The organism is Pseudomonas sp. NPDC087358 (genome assembly GCF_044900785.1).
Taxonomy (GTDB): domain Bacteria; phylum Pseudomonadota; class Gammaproteobacteria; order Pseudomonadales; family Pseudomonadaceae; genus Aquipseudomonas.
In genome coordinates, this window is sequence record NZ_JBJDOA010000012.1 from 74785 (window position 1) to 94407 (window position 19623).

18 protein-coding genes and 1 tRNA gene are annotated in these 19623 nt (G+C 60.8%); 10 read left to right on the plus strand and 9 right to left on the minus strand.

The window, feature by feature from the left end:
• Nucleotides 1-106: 106 nt before the first annotated feature.
• The 7 genes from ACI2KS_RS23570 to ACI2KS_RS23600 all read right to left on the minus strand — a co-directional run bounded on the left by ACI2KS_RS23570 (nt 107) and on the right by ACI2KS_RS23600 (nt 4378).
• A complete protein-coding gene (locus tag ACI2KS_RS23570) occupies nt 107-1108 on the minus strand; it encodes a glutathione S-transferase family protein (RefSeq protein WP_404623410.1) in 1002 nt (333 codons plus the stop codon).
• A gap of 97 nt (nt 1109-1205) precedes the next feature.
• Entirely contained in the window at nt 1206-2207 is a 1002-nt protein-coding gene (locus ACI2KS_RS23575) for a glycosyl transferase family protein (protein ID WP_404623411.1), read from the minus strand.
• Nucleotides 2204-2539 carry a TusE/DsrC/DsvC family sulfur relay protein gene (locus ACI2KS_RS23580; protein WP_404623412.1) on the minus strand — a complete coding sequence of 112 codons (336 nt, stop codon included), beginning with the start codon at nt 2537-2539 and terminating at the stop codon, nt 2204-2206. The genes ACI2KS_RS23575 and ACI2KS_RS23580 overlap by 4 nt, the downstream gene beginning before the upstream one ends.
• Complete coding sequence (tusB, locus tag ACI2KS_RS23585; protein ID WP_404623413.1) at nt 2536-2835, minus strand: sulfurtransferase complex subunit TusB; 300 nt, start codon at nt 2833-2835, stop codon at nt 2536-2538. The genes ACI2KS_RS23580 and tusB overlap by 4 nt, the downstream gene beginning before the upstream one ends.
• Entirely contained in the window at nt 2835-3197 is a 363-nt protein-coding gene (gene tusC, locus ACI2KS_RS23590) for a sulfurtransferase complex subunit TusC (protein WP_404623414.1), read from the minus strand. The genes tusB and tusC overlap by 1 nt, the downstream gene beginning before the upstream one ends.
• A 1-nt stretch (nt 3198) precedes the next feature.
• The gene (gene tusD / locus ACI2KS_RS23595) at nt 3199-3591 is read right to left on the minus strand and encodes a sulfurtransferase complex subunit TusD (protein WP_404623416.1); all 393 of its coding nucleotides are present in this window, start codon (nt 3589-3591) and stop codon (nt 3199-3201) included.
• A gap of 115 nt (nt 3592-3706) precedes the next feature.
• Entirely contained in the window at nt 3707-4378 is a 672-nt protein-coding gene (locus ACI2KS_RS23600) for a Bax inhibitor-1/YccA family protein (protein ID WP_404623417.1), read from the minus strand.
• Nucleotides 4379-4513: 135 nt separating this feature from the next.
• On the opposite strand from ACI2KS_RS23600, the gene ACI2KS_RS23605 reads away from it, so the two are divergent.
• From ACI2KS_RS23605 to ACI2KS_RS23625, 5 genes are all read left to right on the plus strand, one after another.
• Nucleotides 4514-4601 (plus strand) — tRNA-Ser (locus tag ACI2KS_RS23605).
• A 149-nt stretch (nt 4602-4750) separates the two neighbouring features.
• Nucleotides 4751-5926, plus strand: coding sequence for a GGDEF domain-containing protein (locus ACI2KS_RS23610; protein ID WP_404623418.1), 1176 nt, complete (start codon nt 4751-4753; stop codon nt 5924-5926).
• 187 nt (nt 5927-6113) lie between these two features.
• Nucleotides 6114-6344 carry a hypothetical protein gene (locus ACI2KS_RS23615; protein WP_404623419.1) on the plus strand — a complete coding sequence of 77 codons (231 nt, stop codon included), beginning with the start codon at nt 6114-6116 and terminating at the stop codon, nt 6342-6344.
• Between the two features lie 106 nt (nt 6345-6450).
• Nucleotides 6451-7449 (plus strand): bile acid:sodium symporter family protein, encoded by a 999-nt coding sequence (locus ACI2KS_RS23620; protein WP_404623420.1) that lies wholly within the window; start codon nt 6451-6453, stop codon nt 7447-7449.
• A 117-nt stretch (nt 7450-7566) separates the two neighbouring features.
• Entirely contained in the window at nt 7567-10230 is a 2664-nt protein-coding gene (locus ACI2KS_RS23625) for a DUF3616 domain-containing protein (RefSeq protein WP_404623421.1), read from the plus strand.
• A gap of 109 nt (nt 10231-10339) precedes the next feature.
• Here ACI2KS_RS23625 and ACI2KS_RS23630 read toward each other — a convergent pair whose 3' ends face one another.
• The gene (locus tag ACI2KS_RS23630; RefSeq protein ID WP_404623422.1) at nt 10340-10783 is read right to left on the minus strand and encodes a hemerythrin domain-containing protein; all 444 of its coding nucleotides are present in this window, start codon (nt 10781-10783) and stop codon (nt 10340-10342) included.
• Nucleotides 10784-11009: 226 nt separating this feature from the next.
• On the opposite strand from ACI2KS_RS23630, the gene ACI2KS_RS23635 reads away from it, so the two are divergent.
• From ACI2KS_RS23635 to ACI2KS_RS23645, 3 genes are all read left to right on the plus strand, one after another.
• Nucleotides 11010-11951, plus strand: a complete 942-nt coding sequence (locus tag ACI2KS_RS23635) for an aliphatic sulfonate ABC transporter substrate-binding protein (RefSeq protein ID WP_404623423.1) — start codon at nt 11010-11012, stop codon at nt 11949-11951.
• 15 nt (nt 11952-11966) lie between these two features.
• The gene (locus tag ACI2KS_RS23640; protein ID WP_404623424.1) at nt 11967-13292 is read left to right on the plus strand and encodes an LLM class flavin-dependent oxidoreductase; all 1326 of its coding nucleotides are present in this window, start codon (nt 11967-11969) and stop codon (nt 13290-13292) included.
• A gap of 194 nt (nt 13293-13486) precedes the next feature.
• A complete protein-coding gene (locus ACI2KS_RS23645; RefSeq protein WP_404623425.1) occupies nt 13487-14206 on the plus strand; it encodes an alpha/beta hydrolase in 720 nt (239 codons plus the stop codon).
• Between the two features lie 242 nt (nt 14207-14448).
• Here ACI2KS_RS23645 and ACI2KS_RS23650 read toward each other — a convergent pair whose 3' ends face one another.
• The gene (locus ACI2KS_RS23650) at nt 14449-15642 is read right to left on the minus strand and encodes an MFS transporter (protein WP_404623426.1); all 1194 of its coding nucleotides are present in this window, start codon (nt 15640-15642) and stop codon (nt 14449-14451) included.
• A 237-nt stretch (nt 15643-15879) separates the two neighbouring features.
• Between ACI2KS_RS23650 and ACI2KS_RS23655 the strand changes: the two genes are divergently transcribed.
• Both ACI2KS_RS23655 and ligD read left to right on the plus strand, forming a co-directional pair.
• A complete protein-coding gene (locus tag ACI2KS_RS23655; protein WP_404623427.1) occupies nt 15880-16800 on the plus strand; it encodes a Ku protein in 921 nt (306 codons plus the stop codon).
• 43 nt (nt 16801-16843) lie between these two features.
• The gene (gene ligD / locus ACI2KS_RS23660; RefSeq protein ID WP_404623428.1) at nt 16844-19522 is read left to right on the plus strand and encodes a DNA ligase D; all 2679 of its coding nucleotides are present in this window, start codon (nt 16844-16846) and stop codon (nt 19520-19522) included.
• The last annotated feature ends 101 nt before the right edge of the window (nt 19523-19623 follow it).

Below are 19623 nucleotides of genomic sequence, written 5' to 3' on the forward strand. Positions count from 1 at the left end.
GGATCTTCTGCAGCAGTCCGGCCGGGCGACGTTTCGTTTGCCGGCGGTGGCGTCATTGAAATCGCGACCGCCGGCAAGCCGGACTGCTACAGAGAGTTCACCGCTATCAGGCTTGCTGCAAAATCCCGTGGCCAGCCAGTCGTCCACGATCATGCGCTGCGCTGAAATCCTGCTCCGGCCCTTTGGGCACCACACCGGTGGGGTTGATGGTGGCGTGGCTGGCGTAGTAGTGGTGCTTGATGTGCACAAAGTCCACCGTCTCGGCCACACCCGGCAGCTGGTACATCTCGCGTACCCAGTTGCTCAGGTTCGGGTAGTCGGCAATGCGACGCAGGTTGCACTTGAAATGGCCGTGGTACACCGCGTCGAAGCGGATGAGCGTAGTAAACAGCCGCACGTCGGCCTCGGTCAGGTATTCACCGGCCAGATAGCGTTTTTCGCCCAGCAGGTTTTCCAGCGCGTCGAGCTCGGCAAACACCTCATCAAAGGCTTGTTCGTAAGCGCCTTGTGAAGTAGCGAAGCCTGCGCGGTACACGCCATTGTTCACGGCCGGATAGATGCGGTCGTTCAATCGATCAATTTCAGAGCGCAAGGGCTCCGGATACAGGTCCAGTCGATTGCCGGTGAGGTCATCGAACGCGCTGTTGAACATGCGGATGATTTCGGAGGACTCGTTACTGACGATGCGCTGCAGCTTTTTATCCCACAGCACCGGAACGGTCACTCGGCCTGTGTAATCGGCTGTGTCGGCCAGGTAACGCTGATACATGAAGGTGTGGCCGTCGAGGGCATCGCCGGTCGATCCGGTCTGCCGGTCGAAGGTCCAGCCATTTTCGCGCATCAGCCAGCTGACCACGGAAACGTCGATCAGCGTTTCCAGGCCCTTTAGCTTGCGTACGATCAGCGTACGGTGGGCCCAAGGGCAGGCCAGCGATACATACAAATGATAACGGCCGGCTTCAGCTTTGAACCCGCCTTCGCCTGACGGACCCGGACGGCCGTCTGCGGTCACCCAGTTGCGGCGCTTGGCTTGTTCGCGCTGAAATGCCCCGTCTTTGCTGCTTTCGTACCACTGGTCATGCCAGCGCCCTTCGACGAGAAGGCCCATATCTGACTCCAAAATTGTCTGTACTGATGTACGTTGGAGATCAGTCTAAAGACAATCGTTCGAACAAATAGCGCAAAGAGTCGCGGGAAACTATCGATTAAATCGATCTGTTTCGGTTTTCCCAATACTGCTTGGCCCGCTCGAAGGCTTCAATGCGCGGCATTCCGAGCCCGCGCAAGGCCAGGGCGATAGTCGAAATCAGCGCCAATTGCGGGTAGCTGTCCTCGATATCGCCCTTCCAGAAGGCGACCAGTTGTTGTGGGTCCAGCGTCGCTGGCTTGACGTGACGGCGGTCCGACAGTGCCGGCCATTCCTCGTCCCAAGGCTGACCGTTGGTGGTGCCATAGAGATGGCTGATGGTGTCCGGGTTGATCTCGACTTCGCCGCCGTCGCCCTTGATCACAATCGCGTGATCGCCCAGCAGGCTGCTGGCATCGCGATGCACGCCCTGGTAGCCGGGGTGGAAAATACTCTGCAAACCGCAGCGTGCTCCCAGCGGATTGAGAATGCGTGCCAGCGAATGGATGGGCGAGCGCAGGCCCAGGGTGTTGCGCAAGTCGATCATGCGCTGCAACTGAGACGCCCAGTCGCCCAGCGGGATAAACGCCAGATTTTGCTGCTCCAGCGCCTGGCCGACAGCCTGCCAGTTGCGGCACAACGGGATGCCCAGCAGCCCCAACAGCTGCTCGCTGTAGAGACGGCCGGCGGTATGGGCGCCGCCGCCGTGCAGCAATACTTTCACGCCGTTCTGCGCCAGACATTTGGCCGCAAGCAGGTACCACGGCAGATGACGTTTCTTGCCGGCATAGGTGGGCCAGTCGATGTCGACAGCCAACGGCGGTGCGGTCAGGCGTTGGCGCACGGCTTCGGCAAAACCTGCCAGCTCCTCGGCGCTTTCTTCCTTGTGCCGCAGCAACATCAGAAACGCGCCAAGTTGGGTGTCTTCGACCTTTTCGTCCAGGACCATGCCCATGGCTTCGCGGGCTTCCTCACGGGTCATGTTGCGCGCGCCGCGCTTGCCCTTGCCCAGAATCCGCACGAACGGGGCGAATGGGTGCTCGGCAGGGGTTTCGGTCAGCAGGGGGGCGAATTCAGTCATAAGCAATTGGTCGGCTTTGGCAGGCCCGCCAGCTTGGCGGCAAGTTTGGCGGGAGTGCCATTGAACAGGCGGTTCAGGTGCAGGCTGTTACCTTTGTCGGGACCCAGTTTGAGCGCTGTGTACTTGACCAGCGGACGGGTGGCTGGCGACAGCTGAAACTGATCATAGAAAGCCCGCAGCAGCTCAAGGACTTCCCAATGATCGGCGGTCAGGGAGATGTCCTCCTCCAGCGCCAGTGCCTGGGCGACCTCGTGGGACCAATCGTGCAGATCCTCAAGGTAGCCGTCCTTGTCCAGCGCAATGCTACGCCCATCGACGATCAGTTGTTTCATAGCCAGGTATTGACCTTGTCGTACTGCAAGCACAGTGCGACGAATCCGGGGTAATCGACGCCTTTGGCCCAGTCAGGCAGCGCGATGTTGCGTGCCTTGGCGTCTTCATCGAGGACGAACAGCGCCAGGTTTTCGGCCCTGGCGTCCAGGGCCTGACGGGCTGGCGTTGCAGCGGTCAGTGCATAAACGGCATCGCCGCACAGCAGCACCGCATCCGTATTGCCCAACAGCCGCAGGCAACTGCTCAGGCGAGCGTCGGCAAAAGGGGAGTGGGATAAAACGTGCAAAGTCGACATCAGATCGTGATCACCTGGTCATATCGGTCAATGAGCGCGGCCATTTCCTGATCGCTCAGGACTTGCAGCGGCTCGACGCTCAACGCACTGGGCAGCATGCCGCGCTCGGCAAGACTGGCGGTGCAGGCGAACAGATCGTCGACGCCAAACATCGACAGTGCCTGCAGGTTGGCGGTGAGGTCCTTCTGCTGCAACTGGCTGGCGTCTTGGGCAGAGGCCAGTTGCAGCACGCCATCGTCCAGAAACAGCATGCCGACCGGCAGATCGAATGCGCCGCCGGCCAGGGCGATATCCAGGGCTTCGCGGGCGCTGGGCCCGGACCAGGGCGACTGACGGCTGATGATCAAAAGAGATTGGGGCATTTCAAGGCCCTCCGAAGCAGATCAGGCGATCGGCAGCCTGCACCGCATCATGCAATTGACCGAGGCCGGACAGCTCCCAGACAGGCGAAAGGTTGGCCGCCGGGCGTAAGTAGCGCTCGGCCTCTTGTTCATCGAGTACGCCACGGCGCAGGGCAGCCGCGATACACACCACGCCATCGAGCTGGTTGCTGGTGACGAATTCGCGCCACTGCGCAGGGATATCCAGCTCATCCTGGGGTGTCACCACGTTGGATGAGGCGCTGTGGACACCGTCCTGGTAGAAGAACAGCCGCACGATGTCATGCCCGCCGGCCACTACGGCCTGCGCGAACAGCAACGCTCGCCGCGAGGAAGGCGCGTGGGCAGGGGAATATAGGGCGATGGCAAACTTCATGAGCGGCTCTGGCAGCGGGCTGGCAAGGGTCAAGGCAACCAATGATAAAGAAATCATGAACCCGAGGCAGCAAAAAGCCCGCCGAAGCGGGCTTTTTGTTGAAGCTGGCCAGCAATCAGTCCTTGCTGCCCATGATGCCGAAGATCTGCAACAGGCTGATGAACAGGTTGTAGATCGATACATACAGGCTGATGGTCGCCATGATGTAGTTGCGCTCGCCGCCCTGGATGATGGCGCTGGTCTGGAACAGGATGCACACCGAGGAGAACAGCACGAAACCTGCGCTGATCGCCAGTTGCAGGCCGCTGATCTGGAAGAACATGCTTGCCAGCACCGCCGCCAGCAGCACGAAGAAGCCCGCGGTGATGAAGCCACCCAGGAAGCTCATGTCCTTGCGGGTGATCAGTACGTAGGCCGACAGACCACCAAATACCAGCGCAGTCATCGCGAACGCCGAGGAAACGACTTCAGCGCCGCCCTGCATGCCCAGGTAGCGGTTGAGGATCGGGCCGAGGATGAAGCCCATGAAGCCGGTCAGTGCGAACGCCGAAACCAGACCCCAGGCCGAATCGCGCAGCTTGTTGGTGAGGAAGAACAGACCGTAGAAGCCGATCAGCACCACGAAAACGTTCGGGTAACGCACATGCATCTGCTGGGCAACGAACGCCATGATGCCGCTGAAGGCGAGGGTGAGGGCCAAAAGGCCGTAAGTGTTGCGCAGGACGCGGCTAACCTCTAGCTGCTCGACCTGCACGCGGTTGTTGACTGCGTAATCCTGTTCGCGCATGGCGCTACTCCTGATGACTGAAAGGGTGATTTGAAATCTCAAGTTGCAAAGATCATAACAGAGCCGTGGGTGCACGCGAGGCAGAGAGTTTGACAGCGTGTTTCATTCCGGTATTATGGCGCCCGCAACGCAATTGGAGGTGTGGCCGAGTGGTTTAAGGCAGCAGTCTTGAAAACTGCCGACTGTAACAGGTCCCTGAGTTCGAATCTCTGCGCCTCCGCCATATTCTGTACCGACAAAGCCCTGATTATTCAGGGCTTTGTCGTTTCTGGGGTTTGCTGACCATTGGTGCTGCGGGGCTCTCTGAAAAATCCCTTCGAGCGCTTACAATTGCGCCTCCTCCGCGCGACACCCACGCAAACCAGGCAGTCTATGGCGCTCGATCCCATCACCCTGTTGACCCTCTCGATCGCCCTGGCGGCGGCGGCTGCGCTGTATCTGGCGGTCGAATGGCGCCACGTGCGCGAGCCTTCGCTGCTGTTCTGGAGTGCCGGATTCGCCACGATCACCGTGGGATCGACGTTGGCCTTGCTGCGCGGCAGCGGCATCCTGCTGATCGGGATCTGGTTCGCCAACGGTCTGCTGGTCACCGCCCACTGGTTGTTCCTGCTGGGCGTCACGCGTTTCACCGGGTCGCGCCTGTCGCGTGGCTGGTACTTGATCTTCGCGGTGTGGGTGGCGATGTTGCTGCTGCCGGACGGGCCCTGGTGGTCCAAGGTCATGCTGCTGGTCAATTCGTCGCTGGTGGCGCTGATGATGCTCAAGGCCAGCTTGCTGTTACGCCCCCATGGCACCTCGCTGAGCGTCGGGGCGGTGCAGTTGCGCTACGTGCTGCTGGGTCACGGGCTGTTCTATCTGGCGAAGGCGATCACAGCGGCGTTGCCGGGCACCTTGATTGATCTGGCGGCGTTTCGTGGCGAGATCATCCAGGTGTCACTGGTCGAAGGGGCGATGGCGATCATGCTGATCGCGCTGTCGATGACCGGCTCTGAACGCTATCGCCGGGAAAAGCGCATCGCGCGGCTGGCCGCCCGCGATCCATTGACTGCCCTTTATAACCGTCGTGCGCTGGAAGTGCGCGCACCTCGGCTGTTCGAAGAGGTTTCCAGCGAGCGACCGGGCGCTTTGCTGCTGATCGATATCGACAACTTCAAGCCGGTCAACGATCTGCACGGCCACACCGCTGGCGATAAATTGCTGGTGGCATTGAGCGAGATGATCCGCTCGGTCCTGCCCGATGGCGCATTGGCAGCCCGGTTGGGCGGTGACGAGTTCGTGATCCTGCTCAGTAATGCGTCGCGCGAGCGAATCATGGAGCTGGGCAGTATCCTGCGCGACCGGTTTCGCCAGGCGGCCTCTCAGACATTCGCCACGCCGGCGGCGGTGACGCTGAGCATCGGCGCCAACCTGTTCGACCAGCCGCCTGCCAGTCTGGCGGCATTGATCGAACAAGGCGATGCGGCCCTGTACGAGTCCAAGCGTGGCGGCCGCGACCGGATCGAGCTGGTTGACCGAACGCCGGCGAGCAGCGCAACAGCGTCGTCCTGATTCCCGAGCCTGCGCTGGCGCCGGGATTGCGCGGCAATCCTGTGATTGGCTCATTTGTGGTCTGAAGATTGCTACAGCGCTGATGCAGGGGGTCCGATAACCGAAAATTGACGTTATGCCATCCCTGCACCCACCCTCGCCGACACATCGCGGCATGCTCCCAGACGAGCCTGCCATGGAGCCCACCTTGAGCACCCTCTCGGAAATTGCAGCAAATCTTTTGAAGCGTGAACGTTTGAATGAGAGTGTCGGCGCGGGTATCGCTGCGCAGGAGGCGATGGGCTGGGAGCAGTTGATGACGCTTTCCAGGGAGAGGGATGTGCACAAATGGCAAGCGGCGCTCAACCAGTTGATCGAAAACAACCCGGGCAAACGCCGAGTCACGGTTTTGCGCGTGATTGAAGGCGGCTTGTCCTGAGCAAAGCTGTCCTTTAGGCGCTATTGATCGACTTATTGGCGTTAGCCGGCACTCCCGGAGCGGGGTACAGTCGCAACACTGTTCCTGGAACATCTGGATAACGCTTATGAACCGTCCTCGCTTCTTGCCCGACAACTTCACGCTGACTCTGGTCGCCGTGGTCATCATCGCCAGTTTTCTGCCCGCCAGTGGTCAAGTGGCAGTGGGGTTTGGCTGGTTGACCAACGTCGCCATCGCACTGCTGTTCTTCCTCCACGGCGCCAAGCTGTCGCGCGAATCGATCATCGCGGGCGCCGGCCACTGGCGCCTGCACTTGCTGGTATTCGGCCTGACATTTGCCGTGTTCCCGCTGCTGGGCCTGGCGCTCAAGCCGCTGCTCTCACCGCTGATCGGCAATGATCTGTACATGGGCATCCTTTACCTGTGTGCACTGCCCGCTACCGTGCAATCGGCCATCGCCTTCACCTCGCTTGCCCGTGGCAATATTCCGGCGGCTATCTGCAGTGCAGCGGCGTCCAGCCTGTTCGGGATTTTCCTCACGCCGCTGTTGGTCACACTGCTGTTGAACGTGCACGGGGAGGGCGGTTCTACCCTGGATGCCATCATCAAGATCAGCGTGCAACTGCTGCTGCCATTCGTGGCCGGTCAGATTGCCCGACGCTGGATCGGCGCCTGGGTGGGCCGTAACAAGAGCTGGCTGAAGTTCGTCGACCAGGGCTCGATCCTGTTGGTGGTCTACGGCGCGTTCAGCGAGGCGGTGAACGAAGGCATCTGGCACAAGATTCCGGCCTGGGAGCTGGGCGGCCTGGTGGTGGTGTGTTGCGTGCTGCTGGCGCTGGTGCTGATGTTATCCACGCTGCTGAGCAAGGCGTTCGGCTTTAATCAGGAAGATCGCATCACGATTCTGTTCTGCGGCTCGAAGAAGAGTCTGGCCACCGGCGTGCCGATGGCCCAGGTATTGTTCGCTGGCAGCACCATAGGGTTGTTGATCCTGCCGCTGATGCTGTTCCACCAGATCCAGCTGATGGTCTGCGCCATGCTCGCCCAGCGTTATGCCAAGCGCACCGAACCGGTCTCGCAGCTGATGGCGCAGGTAGATCCTTGATGCGACCTCGGGCGCTTTAGAGCGCCCGGGCTCTTCTGTATCCGCACTGAAACAATTTGGTAAAACAGTCTTGTTAACGTCCGAGATCATTTTGATATCAGACGCGGACGTTAACCCATGGCTATCACCTTAGATACCGTTTCATCTCTGTATAAGAACATGCTCGGACGCGAAGGCTTGAGCGGCGAAACCGCCTATTGGGCCGGCCGTATCGACGGCGGAGTTGAAAGCGTTGCCGAGGTGGTGTCGGCCTTTGCCGTTTCTAGGGAAGCCGCCGATCACGTCGCGCCTATCGTCAGTCTTTACTTCACCGCCTTCGGTCGAGTGCCTGATGCTGCGGGTTTGCAGTACTGGCTTGGGGCCCAAAAGAGCGGCTTGAGCCTTGGCAATATCGCCCAGGCGTTCATCCATTCCGACGAATTTGTCCAGGGCGCCAACGGTGCTGATTCCGCTTTTCTGACTTCGCTCTATCACAACGCCCTGGGCCGCACCCCCGACACTGCAGGCCTGGCCTATTGGGGGACGCAACTGGCCAACGGCATGACGCGCGAACAGGTGCTGTCTTCGATCAGCAGCTCGCAGGAAAGCCAGACCAGCATCGGCGTGAAGACCCAGATCGTTCTCACCTACAACGGGCTGTTGGGCCGCTCGCCTTCCGAAGCCGAAGTCACCGCCATCGTGCACAACCAGGGCAGCAAGTCTGTCGCTGAACTGATCAAGGACACCGCGACCGATCTCCTTGCAGGCAGTGGCACCACGCCGGTGACGCCGGTGACGCCGACCCCGCCAAGCACGCCGGTCGAGGCGACCTTTACCCCCAAGGAGGGGACCGCCGGTGGTTCGTCGGATGCGTCCGCGGCCGTGGCACTGGACAACAAATACATGATCGTTGGCGATGATGAAGCGAGCATCTTGCGCGTTTACGATCGGGCCGGCGGCGACGCGGTGCTGGAGTGGGATTACAGCGACGTCATCGGCAGCACCGGCGAAGTCGATCTGGAGGCCATGACCCTGGTTGGCGACACGCTGTACCTGACCGGTTCGCACAGCAATACGAAAAAGGGCGTCGACGCGGACAGTCGCGAGATCGTATTCAGCGTCAAGGTCAGTGGCACGGGTGCGCACACAACCTTTGCCCTCCAAGGCAAATTCACCGGCTTCGAAGCTGCGCTGGTGGCCTGGGACGAGAGTGGCGCCAGCGGCAAGGCCGCCGGTTATTTCGGCTTTGCCGCCTCGTCAGGCCCCGGCATTGCGCCGGAAAACACCAACGGGTTTTCCATCGAAGGGATGACCACCTCTGTCGACAACAGCCAGTTATGGCTCGGTTTTCGGGCGCCACAAACCGATACGACCACCCGCGACAAGGCGCTGATCGTACCGGTCGAGAACTATCAGCAGCTGCTCCATGGCGTGGCGGACCCGGTCTTCGGTGCTGCCATCGAGCTGAATCTGGGCGGCCGCGGTATTCGCTCGATCGACAAGGCCAGCGACGGTAGCGGGTACCTGATCATTGCCGGGCCGTCTGGCGTCGCAACCGCGCAAGTCAGCAACGATTTCCGCCTGTACACCTGGGACGGCAAGTCGGACAGCCAGCCAGTGGAACTGGATAACAATCTTGACGCCCTGCTGCAGGTCACCGGCGGCAGCTTTGAGTCCATCGTCTCGCCCGCCAGCATCAAGCCGGGCACGCAAATCCAGCTGTTGCAGGACAACGGCGACACCGTCTGGCCAGGGCAGACCGACGTCTCCAAGGACCTTGATCCGGCCGATCAGCAGTTCAAGGGCAACCTCATCACCCTTGGCTCTGCGGTAGTCGACAAGACCGCTCCGGTGCTGGTCGCGGCATCGCCGGCCGACGACAGCACGGGCGTGGCAGTCAGCAGCTCGCTGTCGCTGAAGTTCGATGAAGGCATTGCGCTGGGTAACGGGACCATCGAGTTGCAGGATGGTGACGGCCATCTGGTGCAGAGTTTCAGCGCCAATGATCCCGCGGTGAAGGTCGACTACAACGAGATCACCCTGCAACCGGCCGACAAGCTCAAATTCTCCAGCGACTACAAACTGGTGCTCAACGCCAACGCCGTGACCGATCATTCCGGTAACGCACTGGCAGCGAAAACCATCGACTTCAGCACTGGCGAGCAGCCGCATTACGACCTGTTGATCACGGAAGTGAACTCCAACGCCGTGGGTGGTGACTTCTTCGAAATCTACAACTATGGCGCTTCGACCATCGACCTCAGCGGCTGGAAGATGAATGATGAGGCGGGTACCTTCCTCGGGGCCACGGCGCTGCCCGCGCAGCTGACGCTTGGCGCCGGCCAGACGTTGCTGATCGCCTCGGTGAAGGCGGCTGATTTCGGCGCATTCAAGAGCGCATGGGGCCTGACCGATGCCAGCAACGTCATCAGCATTGAGGGGCCGGGGCTGGGCAAGGAAGATGCGGTGGTTCTGTTCGACGCCAACGGTAATGTGGCAACCGCCTTCAATTACGACGCCACCAGTGTGATCGCCAGCGACGGCACGGTCATCACGCAATCGCTGGCCACCAACACTTTCACCGATAACCAGCATGCCGGTGCGGCATATGGCAGTGCCGCCACGGCCTCAGCGGTGTGGGACGGCGCGTCCACCAGCAATCCGCATTACATCGGGGCGGTAGTGGGGCAACTGGGTGCTCACGCACAAGCGGGCAGTTCCAGTTCAGTGGGCTCGCCAGGCACCGTCGAAATCGTGCAATCGGGCGTTGCCCTGCAGTTGCCCGAGACGCTCGTGGCCTGATCGCAATAAGCGCTTCCCGTCAAAAAGCCGCCTTCAGCATGGCCAAGGGCTGAAGGCGGCGTTCGGGCAGGGGTACCGATGGGTGCAACCTCAGCGGGGTCCCGTGGGTTCAGGACTCGGCCAGTTGCTCCTCATACTCCTTCACATATTTGCCCGCCAGCGACTCTTTCTGTTGGTCGTTGAGCAGTTTCCCTGCCACCTGGAAGAACTTCTGTTCCTCTTCCTTCAAGTGATGATGCACCTTTTCCGACAGTTTCTTCGCCGTCGCCAGCCAGGCAGGGCTGGACATCTCGGTCTCGTCGAGCTCTTCCATCATTTCATCCATCTCGTGATGTTCAGAGATGGCATGGCGGCTGAGGTCGACGCCGTTGTCGTGTTTCATCAGCGGGATATAAAAGAAGCGTTCTTCGGCGGTCTCGTGGGCTTGCAGCTCGGCTTTGAGCTGTTTGTAGGCCTCGACCCGCTCCTGGCTGTCACCGTGGGTCTGGATCAGCGAGTCGGCGTAGCCGCGCTGCCGGTCGTGGCTTTCTCTCAGGGCTTCGAAGATATTCACGGTCGGTCCTTTTTCGGCGGGGGGCTTAAGCGTGCCTATAGCTAGACCCTGCGCGCTCGGCAGACGTTCCGTCCGATGCCTGGCATAAGCTTAGATCCATACGTTTCTTTCATAATTCGCTATGGTTTTTATAATCAAAACGACTTTAAGCCAATGGCCTCATGCCTTTTTATGACAAAGCGGCTTTCACGACTTGCCTCGCGCTGGTCACCACCCAAGGACCGCCATGCCCCTTCGTAGATTCCTCATTGCCACAACGCTACTGCTGGCGACCGCCACGGCCCATGCCGAGCAGGTCATCAGTATCGGTTACCAGCGGTCCTCGACGCTCTGGCTGCTGCTCAAGAACGACGGCCAGATCGAGCAGCGCCTCAAGCCACTGGGTTTCACAGTGCAATGGCATGAGTTCAGCAGCGGCCTGTTGAGCGCGATGAACGCTGGCAGCGTCGATCTGCACGCTGACGTGGCCGATGCATTTGCGTTGTTCACCCAGGCGGCGAATACGCCTCTGACGTACTACGCGCGGGAGAACCCTTCGCCGAGCGCTCAGGCAATCATTGTCCAGGACAACTCGCCGATTCGCAGCGTGGCCGATCTCAAAGGCAAGTCGGTGGCGGTGTCCAAAGGTTCAGGCAGCAACTTCCTGCTGATCTCGGCGTTGAAAAAAGCGGGTCTGACACTCGAAGACATCAAGCCGGTTTACCTGGAAGCGCCGGATGGCGTGGCGGCATTCTCCAGCGGCAACGTCGATGCATGGGCGATCTGGGACCCGTTCCTGGCCACTCAGCAGCGTGAACATCACGTGCGGGTGCTGGCCGACGGCACTGACGGCGTGGCCAACTACAACCGCTTTTATGTGGCCAATACCAGCTTCGCCAAGGCTCATCCAGAGGTGCTGCAAGTGGTGTTCGACACCCTTCAGCAGGCCGGACAGTGGGTCAAGGGTCATCCGCAGGAGGCCGCTAAAAACCTCGCGCCGCTGTGGGGCAATATCCCGCCGCAAACCGTCGAGCTGGCCAACAGTCGGCGCAGCTACGACATCGTCCCGGTCAAGGTCGAGCAACTGGCCGAGCAGCAGCGCATCGCCGATTACTACTACCAAGCGAAACTGATCCCCAAGCCGCTGAAGATTTCCGACATTTCCGTCTGGGTCCCTCAGGCTAAATAAGGCAGGAGAACGTTCATGAGTCGTCAAATTCATCTGTCTGCATTTTTGCTTACCGGCCCGGTCATCCACAGCCATGCCGCCTGGCGTCATCCCGAGACGATCGGCAATTACCTTGACCCTGAGTACTATGCGCGCACCGCCCGAGTGGTGGAGGAGGGGCTGTTCGACTTTCTGTTCTTTGCCGATCGCCTGGCGGTAGGTGATCAGATGGGCGGATCGCGGGATGTGGCGCTGCGTTATGGCGCACAGGATGCAACGCGTCTGGACCCGTTGCCAATCCTGTCCTACCTGGTGGGCCAGACGCGCAAACTGGGCCTGGGCGCCACCCGCTCGACCACCTATTACGAGCCGGCACACATTGCCCGCGAGTTCGCCACCCTCGACCATTTATCCAGGGGCCGCGCCGCCTGGAACATCGTCACCTCGATGAATGACAGTGAAGGGCGCCTGTTCGGCAAGGACAAACACCTTGAACATGACCTGCGCTACGACCGCGCCGACGAATTCGTCGAGGTTGCGCTCAAGCTGTGGCGCAGCTGGGCACCGGATGCGTTGAAGCTGGACCGCGAAAGCGGGGTGCTGGCCGACCCTGCGAAGATCACTTCGGTGGAGCATCACGGCGAGTGGTTCAAGGTCCAGGGCCCGTTGAATATTCCACGTACGCCGCAGGGCCGGCCGGTGCTGATTCAGGCGGGCTCTTCGGGACGCGGGCGCCGCTTCGGTGCGCGTTGGGCCGAGGCGATCTTCACCATCCATCCGCACCTGAAGGCGATGCAGGCGTTTCGCGAGGATGTTCGCGGCCAGGTGGTGCAGCAAGGTCGCCCTGCCGACAGCTGCAAGGTACTGACTGCAATTATGCCGTTCATTGGCGGCAGCGAGGCCGAGGCGCGTGCCAAGCGCGACAGACACAACGCCCTGGCGCGTCCTGAGCTGGGCTTGGTGACCCTGGCCTCGCAGCTCAATGTCGACCTGTCGCCGTTCGCGCTGTCGTCCACGCTGGCCGAAATCGCCCGCTCGCCGTCGATTCCTCCTGCGGCGGCCGAGAAACTGCTGATGCAAGGTCCGCAAACCACCCTTGAAGAACTCGGCCGAATCTTCGCCAGCAGTGTGCGGGTGCCGCAACTGGTGGGCACCGGCGCGCAGATCGCCGATCAATTGGCCGAACTGTTCACCCAGGGCGGCTGCGACGGCTTCGTGATTTCACCCGCGTATCTGCCTGGATCGTTCAGCGAATTCGTCGAAAGCGTCATCCCGCATCTGCAACGCAAGGGGCTGTTCCGCACCGCCTACGAAGGCTCGACCCTGCGTGAGCACCTGGGGCTGGCCGCGCTGGAAGAGTGAACCGGGTTTGACCGCCCCTGTAGCAGCCCGGCTTGGCGGAGGGACTGCTACAGAGGGGATGGCAGGCTCTCGATCCTGCTCAAAACTGCGCCTTGTACAGCAACCCGACAGCATCAACCGATCGATTACCGGCTGACATCCAGAACATGCTGCGTATGATGGGCCCGACGTTTTTCTGAAAGGGCCGGTTATCAATGATGAAGTTTTTCGCTGCGCTACTCTGCGTGTTCACGGGTCTGGCCCATGCCGAACCTGCGCTGCTCACCGATCTTGCCTTGCCCTATCTCGCTGCCACCCCTGCAGACGCCAAAGACAAACCCCTGGTCATCTTCCTGCACGGCTACGGCAGTGACGAGCGTGATCTGTTCGGCATCAAGGACGAACTGTCCCCGGATTACACCTACCTGTCGGTGCGCGCGCCGCTGGAAGTCGATGGCGGTGGTTACAAGTGGTTCACCCAGGACACCGATCAGACCGAATACGAAGGTGTGACCAGTGACGTGGACAAGAGCACCGACCTGCTGCGCACCTTCATCGAACAAGCCACCGAAAAGTACGGCACCCAGCCGGACAAGGTGCTGCTGGTCGGTTTCAGCCAGGGCGCGATGATGAGCTATCAGATCGGCTTGCAGCATCCTGAGCTGGTACGGGGTATCGCGCCGTTGAGCGGCAAGATCCTCGCCGCACTCAACGCCCGGCTCAAGCCTGACGAGGGTCTGAAGTCGTTGAAGGTGTTCATCGGCCATGGCTCGGCAGACAACCGCGTGCCGTACTCAGGGGCCACCGAGGCGCAGACAGTGCTGGAAAATCTGCTGATCAACCCAGAGTTTCATGCCTATCCGGGGGCGGGGCATACGATTACCTCGGCAGAGGTCACGGATCTGAAGGGCTGGCTGCAAGCTCAACTGAAGTGACGTTCATGCAGGCGCGTGCTTGTCTTGCGACCGCGGTTCGGCGCAGCGTTAAGCAATGAGGGGTAACGGCCACACCTCCCCTACCTGATTTGATGCCGCTTCGGGTCAATTGCTCAAAGCCGCTCAAGACATGCAGGTTCACACCGGTCCCTGTAGCAGCCGGCTTGCCGGCGGTGACGGTCTGAAATCACCACCGCCGGCGAGCCGGACTGCTGGAGGCACGGGTGCGCCCACACGATGATTTACCCGTGGTTGTGCGCCGAATTCTTCAAGAAAGCCAGCAGCGCCAGCAGCGGGAAAGCCGTCCCGGTAATCACGATCCAGGTCCAGCCGCCGTGGTCGTACAAGGCGCTGGCAATCACTGAACCTATGGCGCCACCAATGAAAATACTGGTCATGTACAGCGCATTCAGGCGGCTGCGGCTCTTGGCGTCCAGGGCGTAGACCGAACGCTGGCCGAGGACCATGTTCATCTGCACGCAGAAATCCAGGACCACGCCGGTCAGCGCCATACCGATCACCGCATAGGACGGCTGGACGAGACTGGGAAGAAAGCTCAAGGCGGCAAACAGCATTGCGCACAAGCTGGCGATGCGCGTGTGCCCGGCGTCTGCCAGACGCCCGGCGAAGGGCGCGGCGATGGCACCGATGGCGCCCACCAGGGCAAATATGGCGATCTGGCTCTGGGACAACCCGTGATTGCGCGCCAGCTCCAACGGCACCGCGGTCCAGAACAGACTGAAAGTGGCAAACATGCACGCCTGATAGAACGCCCGCTGACGCAGCACCGGTTGCTGGCGCAGCAAGGTCCACAGTGACTTGAGCAGTTGCCCGTAACTGGCGTTATGGGATGGCTGATGCTTCGGGATGGTGGTAGCCAGCACCCCACTGATGAGCAACATCAGCACCGCCGCCGTGCCAAACACAGCACGCCAGCCGAAGTGATCGGCGATCAGGCTGGAAGCCGGCCGGGCCAGCAGGATACCCAGCAACAGGCCGCCCATGATGCTGCCGACCACACGCCCGCGCGTCTCCTCAGGCGCAAGGTGAGCCGCCAGCGGGATCAGGATCTGCACCGCCACCGAGCTGAACCCCACCAGCAGCGACGCCAGCAGGAACAGGTTGGGGGTCTGCGCGAACGCCGCACTCAAAAGGCTGAGGATCGCCACGGCAGTGGTAATGATCATCAATCGACGGTTTTCCAGCAGATCACCCAGTGGCACCAGGAAGAACAAGCCCAGGGCGTAGCCGATCTGCGTCAACGACACGATGAAACTGGCCAGGGTACTGGACAGCCCGATGTCCGGCGCAATCAGCCCGATAATGGGCTGGGCGTAATAGATGTTGGCGACGATGGCGCCGCAGCAGAACGCGAACAGGATCGCCAGTCCCTTGGTCATGGCAGCACCGGGGGCAGGCTTGGGCATGGAGGTCATGTGGGTACTCGACTGGGCATGGCGCGGGTGCAGGGTCTGGCACGGCGCATGGGAAACGGAGGCATGTTTGCCGAGAGGCTAACGCTTTTTCGTAGCGTTAAGAAGACGCGGCGGGTCGATATGTTTCATGCATGAAAACAATGCCGGACGTTGTCGCTTGGACACCCGTCGTTTCTCCCGAAACTTTTCCCCGCCCGGCCCGGTCACTGCTAAACACACTCCTTGGGAAATACGGCGATGGCTCGGGCAATCTGGAAAGGCGCGATTAGTTTCGGGCTGGTGCATATTCCTGTGGCACTGGTGTCCGCGACGTCGCGCGAAGGCGTCGACTTTGACTGGCTGGACAAGCGCAGCATGGACCCGGTTGGCTACAAGCGGGTAAATAAGGTCACCGGCAAGGAAATCACCAAGGAGAACATCGTCAAGGGCGTGCAGTACGAAAAAGGTCGCTATGTGGTCATCAGCGAAGAAGAGATTCGCGCCGCGCACCCCAAGTCCACGCAAACCATCGATATCTTCGGTTTTGTCGACAGCGCCCAGATCCCGCTGCAGAACATCGACACGCCGTACTTTCTGGCACCCGACAAGCGTGGTGAGAAGGTCTACGCTTTGTTACGGCAGACGCTGATCGACACCGGCAAGGTCGCGCTGGCGCATGTGGTGATTCGCACCAGCCAGCACCTGGCGGCGGTGATGCCCCTGGAGTCGGCGATCATCCTGGTGTTGCTGCGCTGGCCTGCCGAAGTGCGCGGCGTGAGCCACCTCGATCTGCCCAAGGAGGCCACGGACGTCAAACTGAGCAAGAGCGAACTGGACATGGCCAAGCGTCTGGTTGAGGACATGAGCGCCGAATGGTCCCCGGATGCCGAGGAATACCGCGACACGTTCCAGGACCAGATCATGTCGCTGGTCGAGACCAAGGCCCGGGAGGGCAAGATCGAAGATGTGGAGACCGACGCTGGCGAAACCGAGCGTAAATCCGCTGATGTCATCGATTTGACCGAATTGCTCAAACGCAGTCTGGGCAGCCGTGGTGGTTCGGCCAAGGCCCCGGAAAAAACCAAACCTGCCAGCAAGAGCAAAACCGCAGCCGCTGATGATGTTGCCCCGGCCAAACGGCGTGCCCCTGCGAGGAAGAAAGCGACCAAGGCGTCCTGAGGCATCGTGCGTCGGGAACCCAGCCGCAGAGGTCTGATCGATCATGGCAAAACCTGTGAGTGAGTACACCCGCAAGCGTAACTTCGACATCACCTCCGAGCCGCCTGAAACCCGGGAAAGCGCTCGCAGCACAGGCAAGGCGCTGAGTTTCGTCATTCACAAGCACGATGCGCGCAATCTGCACTACGATTTTCGACTGGAGCTGGACGGGACACTGAAGAGCTGGGCGGTGCCCAAGGGGCCGAGCCTTGACCCGAAAAACAAGCGTCTGGCGGTCCACGTGGAAGACCATCCGCTGGGTTATGGCAGCTTCGAGGGCAGCATTCCCGAGGGGCAGTATGGCGCCGGCGATGTGATCGTCTGGGACCGCGGCATCTGGCAGCCGCACGGCGATCCACAGCAAACCTACAAGGACGGCAAGCTCAAATTCACCCTGATCGGCGAGAAGCTCACCGGTGACTGGGCGCTGGTTCGCACCCATCTGCGCGGCAGCGGCGACAAGGAGCAATGGCTGTTGATCAAGGAGAAAGATCAGGCAGTGCGTTCTGCCGATGAATACGACATCGTCGTCGACAAGCCAGAAAGCGTGGTCAGCGGCGCGACCGTAGGCGATGCTCGGGCGCCGGCCAAAACTGCCAGGCGCAAGGCCGCAGCGGCATCGCCCGATGCGAAGAAGACTACGCCCGTCACGGACAAGGCTGGGCCTGCCAGCAAGGCGGCTAAGAAGGCTGCCAGCCGGAAGTCGGTAGTCCCGGAAAAACTCGCACCGCAACTGGCGACGCTGATGGACACCGCCCCAGAAGGCCAATGGCTGTATGAGGTCAAGTTCGACGGCTACCGCATCATGACCCGGATCCTTGATGGCGACGTGCGACTGATCACCCGCAACGGCCATGACTGGACCGAGCGTCTGCCGTTGCAGGCCAAAGCCATCAGTGAATTGAAGCTGGGTGACGGCTGGCTCGACGGCGAGATGGTGGTACTCAACGACGCCGGCTTGCCGAATTTTCAGGCGCTGCAAAATGCCTTCGAGATCGGCCGCAGCAAGGACATCGTCTATTACCTGTTCGACGTGCCGTTTCTCGATGGCCAGGACCTGCGCGACACGCCCGTGGAAGCACGACGGGCAGCGCTGAAAAAACTCTTGGGTAAGCAGAAAAACCGCTTGCTGCGGTTTTCCGATGCGTTCTCTGCCAGCCACCGCGACATCATCGAAAGCGCTTGCTCGTTGTCCCTGGAAGGGGTGATCGGCAAGCGCGCCGGCAGCGTCTACCAATCCCGGCGCAGTCCTGACTGGATCAAGCTCAAATGCAAGCAGCGTCAGGAGTTCGTGATTGTCGGCTTCACCAAACCGCAAGGTACGCGCGCAGGCTTTGGCGCGCTGCTGCTGGCAGTCAACGAGGAGGGGGCGGGGCTGGTGTATGCCGGGCGAGTTGGCACCGGTTTCAACCAGAAGATGCTGGTCGACATGCTCGAACAGATGAAACCGCTGGAGCAGGAGGCCTCGCCGCTGACCAAGAAAGTCACCAGTGCACAGGCCCGTGGTGTGCACTGGATCAAACCGACCCTGGTCGGCGAAGTGGAGTTCGGCGAATGGACCCGCGAAGGGATTATCCGTCACTCCTCCTTTATCGCCTTGCGCAGCGATAAGCCAGCCAGCGAGGTGGTCCACGAATACCCCAGGACGCCCAAGGATATCAAGGCGCCGTTCAAGCCCAAGGCGAGCAAAGCCAAGGCCGAACCCGAACCCGCCGAACCCGGTCAGCTCGATGGCAAAGACAAACCTGCTGGCAGTAGCAAGAAAGCCGCCAAGGACCACGACCGGATCGATGTGGCGGGGGTGTTGATCAGCCATCCGGAGCGGGTGATCGATGCCCAGAGCGGCCTGCACAAGATCGATCTGGCGCATTATTACCAATCGATCAGCGACTGGATTCTGCCGCATCTGGACCACCGCGCGGTGGCGTTGCTAAGGTGTCCGGAGGGTGTCGAGGGCGAGCAGTTTTTCCAGAAGCACGCCGAGCGTCTGGCCATTCCCAACATCAAGCAGCTGGACCCCAAGCTCGATCCCGGTCATGCGCGGCTGATGGAAATCGACAGCGTCCAGGCGCTGGTCGGTGCGGCGCAGATGGGCACTGTCGAACTGCATACCTGGGGCTCGACGTACGATCAGATCGAATTGCCCGATCATTTTGTCCTCGACCTCGATCCGGACTCCGCATTGCCCTGGCGCAGCATGATCGAAGCCACCCAGATGACCCTGGCGGTGCTCGATGAACTGGGCCTGGATGCCTACATCAAGACCAGCGGCGGCAAAGGCATGCACATCATCGTGCCGCTGGCGCGCAAGGCTGACTGGGACACGGTCAAGGCCTTTGCCAAGGCGCTGGCGCAGTTCATTTCACAGCAACTGCCGGAGCGCTTCACCGCTACATCGGGACCAAAGAACCGGGTCGGCAAGATTTTCATCGACTACCTGCGCAACACTCGCGGGGCCAGTACCGTCGCCGCGTATTCCGCGCGTGCCCGGCCTGGCTTGCCGGTTTCCGTCCCAGTGACCCGTGACGAACTGGGCAGCCTGAAGTCCTCAGCGCAATGGAACATCGGCAACCTGCAGAAGCGTCTGCGCAAGCTCAAGGCCGATCCGTGGGCGGGCTACAAGAATACCCAGCGTCTGACCAAGGCGATGTGGAAGAGACTGGGGGTCAAGCCGCCCGCTTGAGGTTGGTTGGCTGCCGGTTTCATCGAAACCGCAAAAGCGAGCGCCAATTGCTGTCGTCGTCAGGCTTGTCGGCGGCAGCGATTTGATGAGTGCCGGCAAGC

Coding starts and splice junctions, on each gene's coding strand:
- ACI2KS_RS23570 (WP_404623410.1), bottom strand. CDS start 1,108: ATGGGCCTTCTCGTCGAAGGGCGCTGGCATGACCAGTGGTACGAAAGC.
- ACI2KS_RS23575 (WP_404623411.1), bottom strand. CDS start 2,207: ATGACTGAATTCGCCCCCCTGCTGACCGAAACCCCTGCCGAGCACCCA.
- ACI2KS_RS23580 (WP_404623412.1), bottom strand. CDS start 2,539: ATGAAACAACTGATCGTCGATGGGCGTAGCATTGCGCTGGACAAGGAC.
- tusB (WP_404623413.1), bottom strand. CDS start 2,835: ATGTCGACTTTGCACGTTTTATCCCACTCCCCTTTTGCCGACGCTCGC.
- tusC (WP_404623414.1), bottom strand. CDS start 3,197: ATGCCCCAATCTCTTTTGATCATCAGCCGTCAGTCGCCCTGGTCCGGG.
- tusD (WP_404623416.1), bottom strand. CDS start 3,591: ATGAAGTTTGCCATCGCCCTATATTCCCCTGCCCACGCGCCTTCCTCG.
- ACI2KS_RS23600 (WP_404623417.1), bottom strand. CDS start 4,378: ATGCGCGAACAGGATTACGCAGTCAACAACCGCGTGCAGGTCGAGCAG.
- ACI2KS_RS23610 (WP_404623418.1), top strand. CDS start 4,751: ATGGCGCTCGATCCCATCACCCTGTTGACCCTCTCGATCGCCCTGGCG.
- ACI2KS_RS23620 (WP_404623420.1), top strand. CDS start 6,451: ATGAACCGTCCTCGCTTCTTGCCCGACAACTTCACGCTGACTCTGGTC.
- ACI2KS_RS23625 (WP_404623421.1), top strand. CDS start 7,567: ATGGCTATCACCTTAGATACCGTTTCATCTCTGTATAAGAACATGCTC.
- ACI2KS_RS23635 (WP_404623423.1), top strand. CDS start 11,010: ATGCCCCTTCGTAGATTCCTCATTGCCACAACGCTACTGCTGGCGACC.
- ACI2KS_RS23640 (WP_404623424.1), top strand. CDS start 11,967: ATGAGTCGTCAAATTCATCTGTCTGCATTTTTGCTTACCGGCCCGGTC.
- ACI2KS_RS23645 (WP_404623425.1), top strand. CDS start 13,487: ATGATGAAGTTTTTCGCTGCGCTACTCTGCGTGTTCACGGGTCTGGCC.
- ACI2KS_RS23650 (WP_404623426.1), bottom strand. CDS start 15,642: ATGACCTCCATGCCCAAGCCTGCCCCCGGTGCTGCCATGACCAAGGGA.
- ACI2KS_RS23655 (WP_404623427.1), top strand. CDS start 15,880: ATGGCTCGGGCAATCTGGAAAGGCGCGATTAGTTTCGGGCTGGTGCAT.
- ligD (WP_404623428.1), top strand. CDS start 16,844: ATGGCAAAACCTGTGAGTGAGTACACCCGCAAGCGTAACTTCGACATC.